The organism is Mycobacterium sp. OAS707, assembly GCF_014873705.1.
Classification (GTDB): Bacteria; Actinomycetota; Actinomycetes; order Mycobacteriales; family Mycobacteriaceae; genus Mycobacterium.
In genome coordinates, this window is sequence record NZ_JADBDS010000003.1 from 1,042,421 (window position 1) to 1,054,748 (window position 12,328).

Sequence of the window (12,328 nt, forward strand, 5' to 3'; positions counted from 1 at the left end):
TCACTCCTTTGTTGATGAGCGCAGCGGCTCGGGTAGTAGGTCCGCATGCGCGATCGTGAGCTCGTCGCACAGCTGCCAGATCTGATCGGCAGTCAGCGTGGCCGCGGTGTTCGGGTCCACCATGGCCGCCGCGCGCACCAGACGTGGGTCCCCGTCGACGGCCGCACGCACTGCGAGGTCGACAGGCCCGAGGAAACTGCGGTTGAGTGCCGCGCACTGCGGCGGCAGGTCGCCCACCTTCATCGGATGAGCGCCCAACGCGTCGAGCAGTGTGGGGACTTCGACGGCCACACCGTCGGGCAGGTTGGTGATCAGACCCGCGTTGACGACGTTCGCCGAGATCACTCGCGTGGTGCCTGTCTCAAGGGAGTGGATCACCTGCGGTGCGTACTCCGTGGACGTGGTGTCCACCGGCAGTGAGTTCGCGGTGACCAATTCGGCTCGCACGCGGTCATATTCGGCGAGGTTGCGCTCGCTGATGGCCACGTATTCGCCGATGTTGATCCGCAGCCGCTGCACCTCGCTCGGATGGTGCAGATACCACGGCACGTATTCGCTGGAGTGCTCGCTCGTCTCCGTGGGGTAGTAGCCGAGTCGGCGGTACATGTCGACTCGCACACGCCTGCGTAGCTCCGGGTCGTCGTGAATTCGCTGATCCAGCAACGGATAGAGATCCTGGCCGCCGCGCTCCCACCGCAGCACCCACGCTTGGTGGTTCACTCCGGCCGACCAATAGGTCACCTCGTCGTACGGGACGGAGATGAGCTCGCACAGCCCGACCATCGTCCAGTACACGGAGTGACACAGCCCGAGGACCTTCAATCGCGGGGCGACGTGGTGCAGGAAGGTGACGTTCATGGCCATCGGATTGGTGTAGTTGAGCAGCCACGCGTCGGGGCACACCTGTTCCATGTCACGGGCGATGTCGGCCAGCACGGGAAATGTCCTGAGCCCGCGGAAGATTCCGCCGACGCCGATGGTGTCGCCGATGGTCTGGTGCAGTCCGAACTTCGCCGGTATCTGGAAGTCGCGCAGGGTGGCTTCATGCATGCCGACCTGGATGACGTTGATGACGTAGTCGGCACCATCGAGCGCGCGTAGTCGGTCGAGCGTCGCGACCACTTCTGGTTGGGCGCCGGCCGCCACTGCGGTGGCGCGGGCGATCGCCTCCGCTGTCTGCAGACGCTGCGCGTCGATGTCGTGCAACACAACGCGAATCGATGCGAGTTCCGGGAAGGACAAGATGTCCCCGAGTAGCTCGCGGGTGAACTCGACGCTGCCGGCACCGATGATGACGACCGTCGGCTTCATGTCAGGCTCCCTGGCTGACTCTTGGCGGAAACGGCCGGTTCCAGGACCGCCGCCGTGGGTGCTTCACCGCGTTTCTCGTCGCTGTACACCATCAGCGTCGAGCCGACGAGCGCCAGCACGATGCCGACCGCGCCATACGGACTGGGTAGCGTCTGGTAGGCGACGAGGGACACGATGATGGTCAGCGCCGGGGCAAGCGCGTTGGTGGTCGGCGCGACGATGGTGGCCTTGCCGCGGCTGAGCGCCATCACCAGAAACAGCGCGCCAACCGCGTTGAGCAGCTGGGTTGCCGCCGTCAATGCCGGTGCCTGCCAGGGAAAGTCGGTTGGAAGACCGCCGAGCGAGATCAGCGCAACCGGGATCAACAGGATGGCGCTGATGGCCATCCACCCGAAGGTGGTGGCGTCGTTGACCCCGATCGTCGCCGTCTTGCGCATGAAATAGGCCTGCACGCCCCACGCCACGCAGATCAAGATGGCCAGCGGCAGCCACGGGCCCGACGACCGGTCGGAATCCCCGCCGGTGATGCTGAACAGCACGATGGCCGCCAATGCCGCGACGAGGCCGACGCAGGCCAGTGTGCTGATCCGTTCGCGCAACAACACCATCGCCATGATCACGGTGATCGCCGGTGAGATCGAAACGATCGGGAAGATGAGGTAGGCCGGACCCATGGTCAGCGCCTGGAACAACAGCAGTTGGCCGCCCGCACCCGTAAGGCCGATGAGTAGCCCGTAGATCGTGGCTTGGGGCCTGCGGTCGAAGTGCTGGCCGCGCAGCACGAAGACCGCGGGGATGATCATCGTCAGCGCCCAGATGCTGTAGATCATCTGGTCGGGGTAGCCATACCAGTTTGCGGGTAGCGCCGAGAACGCTCCCCAGATTCCCCAGAACACGATCAGCAGCGCGGCGTAGAAGATCCAGCTGCGGGTGGCCTTGCTCGTCGGTGCGGCGGTCACGGTGTCTTCACCTCGAATCAGGTTGTGCTGGTGGTCAGTTGGTGCAGCGCGCTCGGATTCAACGGCCGGCCGCTGTGCTTGGCGGCGTACAACGCTGCCCCTACCGCCGGGTCGAGCAGCGGACGCTGCAAGTCGTACTTGGCGGGCTGCTGCTGGAGAACACTCAGGAACCGCTCGAGGAAGCCCTGGTCGGAGAACATGCCGCCCGAGTAGGACACCGCAACGGTCTCCTGGTCGGTGAATCCGACGAGTTTCCTTGTGGTTTCGATGAGCATGACCAACTCGTCGGCAGCTTCGGACAGGATCTTGACCGCCACAGGATCTGCGGCGTAAGCCGCCTTGCAGACGGTGGTCGACAAAGCGGCTATCGAACTGCGGTTGCCGGACCACTTGTCGATGACCAGGCTCACCACGTCGAGATCACCTGCCAGATGCAGGTGCTCCTTGAACAGGGTGTACAGCGGTCCCCGCACGAGCCTGCCGTCGCTCATCCGGCTGAACGCGTTGAGGCCCTGCGCGGCAACCCAATACGCCGATCCCTCGTCGCCGAACAGCTCGCCCCAGCCGCCGACACGGTGCCCGACGCCCTGGCGTTCGCCGTAAGTCATGGATCCGGTACCGCTGATGACGTTGATGCCGTCTTCGCAGGCCAGCGAGCCGGCCCAGCCGCAGACCATGTCGTTGTTGCAGCTATAACGATCGTGGCCCAGCACATGTCGAGGGGTTGCATCGAGTCGTTCGATGTCGTCGCTCGCCTCGCCATATCCCGGAATACCGAAGAACGCGGCGTCGATGTCGGCGGTTTCGATGCCGAGTTGGTCACAGATGTCGGAAATACCCTGCGCGAGAACGCGTTCGACCACGTCGAAGCCATCGTTGAAGTAGTACGACGTCGGCGCGGTCGCGCGGGCAAGGACATGTCCGCCGTCGTCGATCAGCGCGAACGCCGTCTTCGAACCGCCGCCGTCGACACCTAGGTAACGAGCCATGGTCTTCTCACCGCCCATTCGGGGTTTCAGGAGAGGTCATCGGGTAGATGGTCACGCCGCGCACCACGCGGCTTACTTCCCCGGACGGGAAAGGATTGTCCGGTGTCTTGGCGTATTCCAGTGAAGTGAACAGTGCAAGGTATTGCGCGAACACCAAGTAGCTCAGCGCCACTCGCGGGTCGTCGAGACCGTCGAGGCCGGGCAACACGATGGCAGGCCCGTGCGATGCCGGTATCGGATCGGTGCTGATGACCGTCACGGAAGACTGTCCGAGTTGCGCTCGGATCTCGGCGATGATGTCCAGGTCGTAACGGCGGGTGTACGGGTCGGTCGAGACATAGATGACGACGTGGGTGTCGGCATCCAGCACCGATTTCGGTCCATGCCGGAATCCCAACGGAGAGTCGAAGTATGTGACGACCTCGCCGGCAGTCAACTCGAGCAGTTTGAGCGCTGATTCACGCGCGAGACCCTCCAGGGGTCCGCTGCCCAGGTAGACGAATCGTTGCTTCTTGGCTCGGGCGAGGGCGCGGATATCGGGCTGCAGGCCGGTGACGTGTTCGGCAGCGCGGGCAAGTGCCTCGGCATCTTGGGGGCTGGCCGGTCCCAGCGTCATCAAGCAGGACAACAACATCGACGTCAGGCTCGATGTCATGGCGAAGCCCGTGTCGTTCGTGCGTTCAGGCATGTACACCACCCGTGAGTTCGGCCGTGCACGATGTGCGCGGCCCAACTCACCGTCCCGGTCACAGGTGTAGACGAGGTGCCAGGCGTCGGTGATGAGTTCGTCGGCGAGAACGGTGGTTGCCAAGCTCTCTGGACTGTTCCCGGAGCGGCCGAAGGACACCAGCAGCGTGGGTGTCTCAGGCTCCAGGTAGTCCGAGGGGTTGGCGACGATATCCGTGGTGGGGATCGCGTCGACACGCCTGCGCAGATGACGCCGCAGCGCAGGGGCGGCGATCTCACCCACGAAAGCGGAGCTCCCCGCCCCGGTCAGTATCACCCGCAGGTTCGGCCGGTTGAGTACGTCCAGCAGGAAGGAGCTGACACCGTCGTCGGCTCGCGCAGCGATCTCACGCCATGCGTCGGGTTGCTGGCCGATCTCCAGAATGGTTGCGCCGCCCTCGTTTTGGCCGGTGAGGCCGTCGCGGTCATGGACAGACGAGCTAGTCATGGGCACCTCCGGCGGTCGCGTGTGCGTACGGTCGCAAGGCGTCGCGTATTCGGTCGAGTACCAGCGACTGTGCGACGGGATCCAGGACGCCCGCCCGGATGCGCTCATACTGGCACGGCAGAAATTGGCTGATGAGGGGGAACGGAATACCGGTGCGGTCGAGGTTCGCCAGCAGTGTGCGGCGCGCGGCGTCGACCCGCTCGTCGGCCCAGTAGTAGCGCAGTCGGTCGCTGTAGCTGTATCGGCGGGACGTGCGCTGTGTCACCGGATCGCCTTCGTAATAGCCGCGCCAGTGGTCGGGTTCGTCGAGCATCCGTCGTTCGATCACCTCGACCAGATTGGACCGCGACGGTCGCGGCACCAACTCCGTCTCGATGAGGCTCAGCGCGAACAGCGCTTCGCGCATCGCGAACGTCAACGCGGGCCCGACCTTGAGAACGGCCCAGTGGTCCTCCACCAGTTCCCGTAGCTGCTCGGGTCGCTGATAGTCGGTGGAATGCGCCTCGAACACCAGGGTGTCCTCGCTGTCGAGCACACGGCGCAACTCGGTGGTCGCGCTGCGCTCGTAGTCGATGACGTTGAGATGGTCGAACTCGACGCCCGGCTGCACCACGAGGGCCATGACACGCGACCACACGTGTGCCAGGCCAACTTCCGCGAAGGCGTTGCGATGCGCGGCGATGGTCAGCCGCGCCCGGTCGGCCGGTGTGGGGGTCAGGCGGCTGAGTGTTTCATGCGCACCGCCTGGCACCGGGACCTCGGTCCCGATCACGTAGGTGGGTGGCTGTAAACCGCTGCGGTTGGCAGTGTCTTCCGCGACCGCGAGCAGCCGCGCCGTTCGGGTTGCGACGACCTCGTCCGAAAGGGTCTCCGGATCGTCCGCACACGCCATGCTGCAGTCGAGGTGGATCTTCCGGTACCCGGCTTCGACATAGACGCGTATCAGGTCTTCTGCGTTATCCATTGCAGCACTGGCGGTTTGGCGCTGCCACCTATTCGGACCGAGGTGATCGCCGCCGAGCACCACCCGGTCGCGGGCGAAACCACTCTGATCGGCAATGCCGAGAACCATGTCGCGGAACTCCGCGGGCCGCAGACCGGTGTAGCCGCCGAACTGGTCGACCTGATTCGAGGTCGCCTCGATGAGCACATAGCTGCCGTCTGCGGCGGCTTGCGCCATGGCGGCCTCCACCACGGTGGGATGCGCGGAGCACACCGAGTAGACGCCCACCGGTGTGCCGGCCTTGTGCTGGCGGACGGTTTCGGCGAGCCAGTCGACCAGCGTCGTGTTCGATTCGACCCTGTTCATCGCGCATCACGCTGCCCGGCGCCTGCTGCTTGGCGCGGCGCTACGGCTTGGCACAGGTCCGCCACGGTGTCGGCGATGGCTCGCCGTCCCGCGGCGAGGTACGCGCGGGGGTCCACCTTCAGTGGCTCGCTGGAAAGGCCGGCCCGGATGGCGCCGGTGTAGGCGACATTGAGTGCGGTTCCGATGTTGATCTTGCGGATCCCGGCATCGACCGCGCCTCGGAGCTGGTCCTCGGCAACGCCGGAAGATCCGTGCAGCACAAGGGGAATCGCGACGACGGCGGCCAGTTGTCGGATCAGTTCGATATCGAGGCTGGCATCGCGGGTGGTCATCGCATGCGTGCTCCCCACGGCCACCGCCAGCCCGTCCACACCGGTCTGTTCGGCGAACGCTACAGCTTCGCCGGGATCGGTTCGTGCGCCCGACGTGTGCGCCCCATGTCCCTTGCCGCCGATCTCCCCCAACTCCGCCTCGACCCACAACCCGGATGAGTGGGCCTGCACAGTGAACGACCGGGTCTGGTCGATGTTGGCTTGGTAAGGCAGGTGCGCGGCGTCGATCATGATCGACGTGACGCCGAGTTCGGTGCCGGTCTCGAGCGCCTCGGCGATCAGCGCTTCGTCCTGAAAGTGATCGAGGTGCAACGCCAACGGTGCCGTCGAGCATCGTGCGATGTGCGCACAGGCCGACACCAGGGGCGCGATCTGGCCGCCGTGAAACTTCACGGTGTTCTCGCTGATCTGCATGAGCGCGGGGACGTCCGCGCGTTCGGCACCCTGCGCGATGCCTTCAGCGTGCTCGACCGTGATGACGTTGAACGCGAGCACTGCTGCGCGCTGCGCTGCTGCGGAGGTGACGAGGTCGGCCGTCGCTACCAGAGGCACGTGACCGCCCAGTGCAAGATCGTGTCGAACATTCGTCGATCATGAGAAGCTCGCTCAAAGCGCGCAATACGAGACCGCGAAACGATCAGTAAAACTGAGCGTCTCCTGTCACCTCCTGGGAGTTGTCTGCGATGTCGATCAAACGCACGGACCGCATGCGTCAGGTGCTCTCACTTCTGCGCGACCGCGGAGAGGTGGCGTCGCAACTGCTGTGCGACGAGTTGGGGGTATCGGCGGCGACATTGCGCCGCGACCTCAGCGAACTCGAGGAACAGGGTCTGCTGGTGCGGACCCACGGCGGCGCCAAGGCGTTGGACCCAAGCGGTAGTGAGATCCCGGTGCGGCTGCGCGATCATCGGATGGTCGCGATCAAGCGACGCATCGCGCAGCACGCCGCGGCGCTGATACCCGCTGGCGCACAGGCGGTTGCGCTCACCGGCGGAGTCACCACCGCCGAGGTTGCCCGATCGTTGAAGGGCCGCCCGCAGATGACCATCGTCACCAATTCGCTGACGATCGCGGCCGACTGCGCGGTGGACGCCCACATGAAGGTGATCGCGACCGGCGGATTGGTCAGGGCCAACACACTGGAAGCTGTCGGCCCGATGTCCGAGCACGCATTTCAGGTGGTCACTGTCGGGACAGCGGTCCTGGGTGCCGACGGAATGTCGGCCGAAGTGGGTGCGACGACGTTCGATGAGGCCGAAGCCCGCACCGCGATTGCGATGGCGACGAACGCGCAACGGGTGGTCGTCGCCGTCGACGGATCGAAGATCGGCAAGGTGACGCTGGCAAAGATGGTGTCGCTCAACCAAATTGATCATCTGGTCACCGATTCCTCCGCGGATCCCCAACAACTGGAACGCATTGCAGCCAGCGGCGTGCGGGTTCACGTCGTTGAGGTGAGCTAGCGGTCCCTATAGGCGGGTTCACGCGTTCGTGTGCAAGCGCTCGGCCAAGCCGAATGTCTGTACGAAGGTCAGCCAATCCGCCCCCGAAACCTCGTAGTCAGCGCGCCCATGTTCGGCGGGTACGTCATCGGGCCAGGAAAATCGCTTGTCCAAACCCGAGACAGAGTCGCGGCAACTGATGGTCAGTGGCGCAATGCCGGGAATGGACACGGTCATGCCGGGCCACGTCGACCAGTGGTTGAACATCGCATCGCTGATGACGTTCCCGATGGTTGGAACGGGTACGCCGGCCAAGGTGACCAACGGGTTCTGCACAGGCCGGTAGGTCACCGGGGCCGCAGTCACTTGCGCAGGCAACACCGAAGCGAAGACCGCATGGGTGTACGGGTCCATCACTCGGATCGAGTCTGGGCCGATCTCGATGGCCAGTCGGGGTTTGCCGACCGATTGCATGAATTGGCGGCGTTTTCCAACCGCGAACGATCCAATCTCTTGAACCAGCAACGGGTTCGGGAACAGCAGACAACGAGTCGGCTCGCCGGGCTGAGGCGGTCGCGTGTCCAGACCGCTCGATCGGCCGACGATCGAAAGGATCTCCTCGAACTCCGTGGCGGGCAGCCACGCGTCGATGTCGACGGGAAAGCCGTAGCCCGCGTCCGGTGCATCGAGCCGAGTTCCGTTGGAAATTCGGCGATCCCGACCGCCGAGAACGAACCGCTTGGCGCCGCAGTGCAGGTGCAGTGCCGCGCCCATTGTCACGCCGCCGGTCTGCCCCCAGGTACCCAGCTTCGCGCCGCTGAGCGAATACACATCGCCGGGCCGGGTGCTGACGGTCAGACCGTCAGACGTGAGGGAGATGATGATCTTTCGACGCCGAGACCACCAATGCCAGCCGTAGACGCCTGCAAAAAGCAACGCCAGTGATCCGTATCGAAATCCCTCCCCAGTGGTTTCCTGGACCCACTCGGAGCTGTCCGCGGCAAGCGATTGCACGCCCATGTAGAGGCCGCCGAGGACGGCCGAGAACGCCAATATCCCGGCGACCATGATCAGGTACGACTTACCGGGGCTCTCTTGCCAACTGGGCCCCGTCTTCGACGCGACTTTGGCGCCCCAGAACGGGGGCTGCGCCACGAATTGCCGGGACGTAGCCGCTGCGGTGTTGGTGTGCATCGTGACTCCTCTGGCCTGAAGGCTGCCAACCGAGAACAAGGTTGGTTCCGGCTAGAAGTGTGTTCGACCGAGCAGCATTGGCCTATGGGGCATTTGCCTACTTTTTGCCGTCACTCCATCGGTGGCTGGGTGTCCGGCGCGCGCTGGGCGGCATAGGCCGCCGCGGCTTGTGCACGGTTGCGGACGCCGAGCTTGGCCAGGATGGCTCCCACGTGCTTGTTGACGGTCTTGCGACTGATGAACAGAATGCCTGCGATTTCGACGTCGCTGTGTCCGGCCGCGACGAGTTCGAGTACGTCACGTTCACGCTCTGTGAGACCGTGCGGGTCGGCGATGGTGTTCTTGCGGCGCGCGTCTGGATCTCGGCCGCGCAATTCCGCGAGGCGCTGCCGAGCGCGACGGGCAGCAGCGCGCGCGCCCAGGCGGCGGAACGTCTCTGATGCTGCTTCCACTGCCGCGATGTCGCCGCCGAGTTGGGCGATGGCCGCATCGTATGGGCAGCCCAGTCGCGTCCATTCGGCGACCGCGCCCTGCCAGTCGCCGCTGACTTCGAGTCGATACGGCGTGACGGTGTCGACCGCGGCACCAGCGTCGGCGTCGCCGCCGGCCAGTTGTGCCCAGCGCCGCAGGTGACCAACAAGCCACGGGTCGGCATGACTGCTGGTGGCTGCGGCCAAGCCCGTCTGCGCTTCGGCGCGGGCGGCGTCATCGTCGCCGGCGAGCCACGCTGCCTCGGCGCGTGCGGCCCACACGATCCCGAGCCGGTACAGGTCGCCGGGCTCGGCCCCGGACAACGCCTCGTCGAGTAGCTCCGAAACGGGTTGCCCCCCACGGCGCGCGCGGATCAACGCCACGCAAACCAGCGGCAAAATCCGATGCAAAGCGGGAATGCCGCGGTGTGTCAATACCTCCTCGGCATACGCAAGGGAGCCGTCCCACTCTCCGCGATGCAAGGCGACAACCGCCGCCGAGCCGGTCGACAGTGGGCGAAACATCGCCAGGTCATGGCTGGCGCAAAACGAGTCGGTTTGACGGATATAGGCCGCGGCACGCTCGATGTCGTGGTGCATCGCGGTCGTCCAGCACAGCAGGGCCCCGGTGACGCCGGCTTGTGGGGCCAGTCCGCTGGTGGCCATGGCGTCGCTCCATGCCGATTCGGCGTCCTCCCAACCGGTGTCGCTGCGCAGCACCGTGGCCAGCGCTGCGAAGCAACGGGCCGCCACCACTACGTCGTTGTCACCGAGCTCGGTCCCAAGCGCGATCGCACGCGTTGCGTAGTCGCCGGCGTCGGCGTCGAAGCTCAGGCTGGCCACCGCAGCCACGTTGATCAGCGACCACGCCAGCTCAAGGGATGCCTCGATCTCTTCGAGCACCCGCACCGACGCGAGCGCGGCCTCCGCGGCCTCGGTCTGGCGTCCGTATGGCAACAGCACGTTGGACAGCCAACGCAGGTCCACTCCCTCACCGAGCCGGTCGCCCATATCTCGTCGGAGCGCAACCGCCTCTGCGAATGACCCGACGGCCGCCTCCGGTAATCCGCTCAGGTAGCTCGTGAGCGCGTGCTGTTCGAGCCAAACGACTTTCTGTTCGGCGGAGACGGTTTCGGCGTGGCGCAGCGTCAAGGCGTACAACTCAGCGGCCTCGCGGTTGGCGGCAAGGCGTGCGGCCCGCTCTGCGGCTATTGGCGCAAACCCGACGACCGCGTCGTCGTCGCCGGCCCGGTCAGCATGAAACGCTAACTCCGCCAAGGTATCCGGGTCTATCGGAGGTTCGGCCAGCACCGCCAAGGCTTGTTTGTGCAATTGCTTGCGTTGATAGGCGGGGATCTGGTCGAGCGTGGCTTGGCGAGCAAGCTCATGGCGGAAGCCCACCGTGTCCGCGTCGGCCAGCAGCACCCCGGCGCTCAGGCATTCGGGTAGGCCCACCGAAGCCGCAGCACACACTTGCTGAACCAGGGCGATCCTGGGACGCGACCCGCACACCGCCACCGCATGCGCGGTGTCGCGACCAGAAATCGACAACCGTGCCAGTCTGCCAAGCACGGCCTCAGATACGCTGCGCGGCAAGGTATCTCGTGTCAACCGGTCACGTTCGGCGGCCAGCACCTCGGTCACGTAAAACGGATTACCGCCCGTCAGCCGAAACAGGGACTCCGCGTTGACCCCGCTGCCCGCGGCCAACTCGGCCACCGCTGCCTCGCTGAGCGGATCCAGCGCGATCCTGCTCACCACCGATGAAGTCGACAGATCACCGAGCAGAACCGCCAACGGATGTTGGTCACCGATCTCGTCGTCTCGGTAGGACACGACCAGCAGCAACGGCAACGAGTCGATGCGGCGCGACAGAAATCGCAGCAGATCCAGGGTGGCGCCGTCGGCCCAGTGCACGTCTTCGATGACGCACACGCACGGGACTCCGGTACCGAACATGTCCAGTAGGCGACCGTAGATGGCCTCGGTGTCACCGGCGTCGATCGCCGCTCGCAGCCCCGCGTGTGCAACCGAGACGTCGGCGAACATGTCGAGCATCGGCCCCAACGGCCGCGGCGCGGTCAACGGATCACACCAACCCCGCAAGACGCGGGCGCGATGCCCTAGCCCGGCGACAAACCGGGCGATCACCGTGGTCTTACCGACCCCCGCCTCGCCGCGCAGCAACACCATGCGACCAGAACCGGCCGCGACCGCTCGGCGGTGCCGATCCAGCTGGGCCAGTGCGTCATTGCGCTCGAGTAGCCGGTCTGTCGAGGCCACAGCCCTCCTCGGATCGATTACCAGACCCCGTCGGCAGTCGAAAGCTTAGCCCGTCTAGCCGCACGTCACCCACCAAACGCACGAAGGCAAGTCAGTTTTGCGCTGTTGATCAGAGGGCTACAGCTGGGCCCAGTCCACGACGAACCGTCGGGAGGGGTCTGCGGCATCGACTACGCAGGGCAGTTTGAGTCCGATGGCAAGGCGCGGCACCTGCGCGCGGGGGACCGGTTGGATGGCGCGACCGGCGACCGGGGCGAGATTGGGAAACTGAAGCTCCACTTCGAGCAGATAGTGTGGCGCGTCTTGCAATTCCGGCCTGCTCGACGTCCGGCCGAGGCTGTGGGCGGTGGTCCCAATGGCCGCGAACGACTTGAGCACCGCGGGCACCCGCTGTCCTGAGGCCAGTAGCTCGGCTGCCGAGACCACCAGGGCAGCGAGTGACCGCCCGGGAGATGTCGACTGCCCCCCGAAGGGCGAGTGCGCCAAGACATCTGGCCCGGCGAAGGGTTGGGCTGAGCGACTGAGATTGATGCGTAGCTTCTTCGGTTTGGTCGTGTCGATGTCTACCGCGACTGTTCTCCCTGGCTCGACTGCACCGATATCCCACGGATCGATGTTCTGCCAGACCGTCGCTGTGTACGGTTCGCGACCGGGACGCTCTATTCTCAGGCGGATCCGGCATATCGTGCGCGGGACCGGAGTGTTCACCGACATCGAACCCCACTGGCTCAGCGTGATCACCCGCGCCGTAGCCGGCTCCACGGGTCCGCGAATTCTTTTCATCCGGCTCACCGCGAAAGGCCCTACCACAGAGGCGATCACGACGCCTCCGATGACGAGATTGATGATCATTCGGTCACCCGAC

The 12,328-nt window shown here is 65.2% G+C and carries 10 protein-coding genes; 1 reads left to right on the top strand and 9 read right to left on the bottom strand.

Translation table 11 applies throughout. The annotated features are described in order from the left end of the window. Genes GGC64_RS23340 through GGC64_RS23365 form a run of 6 tightly spaced genes read right to left on the bottom strand, consistent with a single transcriptional unit; the run spans position 1 to position 6,626 of the window. Positions 1-1,311 carry an alpha-glucosidase/alpha-galactosidase gene (locus GGC64_RS23340; protein WP_192724871.1) on the bottom strand — a complete coding sequence of 437 codons (1,311 nt, stop codon included), beginning with the start codon at positions 1,309-1,311 and terminating at the stop codon, positions 1-3. Beyond that, entirely contained in the window at positions 1,308-2,270 is a 963-nt protein-coding gene (locus GGC64_RS23345; protein WP_370582268.1) for a DMT family transporter, read from the bottom strand. The genes GGC64_RS23340 and GGC64_RS23345 overlap by 4 nt, the downstream gene beginning before the upstream one ends. A 17-nt stretch (positions 2,271-2,287) precedes the next feature. Further along, positions 2,288-3,259 (bottom strand): BadF/BadG/BcrA/BcrD ATPase family protein, encoded by a 972-nt coding sequence (locus GGC64_RS23350; protein ID WP_192724872.1) that lies wholly within the window; start codon positions 3,257-3,259, stop codon positions 2,288-2,290. A 7-nt stretch (positions 3,260-3,266) separates the two neighbouring features. Beyond that, positions 3,267-4,433 (bottom strand): SIS domain-containing protein, encoded by a 1,167-nt coding sequence (locus tag GGC64_RS23355; RefSeq protein WP_192724873.1) that lies wholly within the window; start codon positions 4,431-4,433, stop codon positions 3,267-3,269. Then, positions 4,426-5,742, bottom strand: a complete 1,317-nt coding sequence (locus tag GGC64_RS23360) for a D-tagatose-bisphosphate aldolase, class II, non-catalytic subunit (RefSeq protein ID WP_192724874.1) — start codon at positions 5,740-5,742, stop codon at positions 4,426-4,428. The genes GGC64_RS23355 and GGC64_RS23360 overlap by 8 nt, the downstream gene beginning before the upstream one ends. Further along, a complete protein-coding gene (locus tag GGC64_RS23365) occupies positions 5,739-6,626 on the bottom strand; it encodes a class II fructose-bisphosphate aldolase (protein WP_192724875.1) in 888 nt (295 codons plus the stop codon). Before GGC64_RS23365 ends, GGC64_RS23360 begins: the two co-directional genes overlap by 4 nt. A 131-nt stretch (positions 6,627-6,757) precedes the next feature. On the opposite strand from GGC64_RS23365, the gene GGC64_RS23370 reads away from it, so the two are divergent. After that, positions 6,758-7,537 carry a DeoR/GlpR family DNA-binding transcription regulator gene (locus GGC64_RS23370; RefSeq protein WP_192724876.1) on the top strand — a complete coding sequence of 260 codons (780 nt, stop codon included), beginning with the start codon at positions 6,758-6,760 and terminating at the stop codon, positions 7,535-7,537. 18 nt (positions 7,538-7,555) lie between these two features. Here GGC64_RS23370 and GGC64_RS23375 read toward each other — a convergent pair whose 3' ends face one another. The 3 genes from GGC64_RS23375 to GGC64_RS23385 all read right to left on the bottom strand — a co-directional run bounded on the left by GGC64_RS23375 (position 7,556) and on the right by GGC64_RS23385 (position 12,315). After that, positions 7,556-8,710, bottom strand: a complete 1,155-nt coding sequence (locus GGC64_RS23375) for a hypothetical protein (RefSeq protein WP_192724877.1) — start codon at positions 8,708-8,710, stop codon at positions 7,556-7,558. Between the two features lie 110 nt (positions 8,711-8,820). After that, positions 8,821-11,463 carry a LuxR family transcriptional regulator gene (locus tag GGC64_RS35180; RefSeq protein ID WP_192724878.1) on the bottom strand — a complete coding sequence of 881 codons (2,643 nt, stop codon included), beginning with the start codon at positions 11,461-11,463 and terminating at the stop codon, positions 8,821-8,823. 117 nt (positions 11,464-11,580) lie between these two features. After that, complete coding sequence (locus GGC64_RS23385) at positions 11,581-12,315, bottom strand: hypothetical protein (RefSeq protein WP_192724879.1); 735 nt, start codon at positions 12,313-12,315, stop codon at positions 11,581-11,583. Between the last annotated feature and the right edge of the window lie 13 nt (positions 12,316-12,328).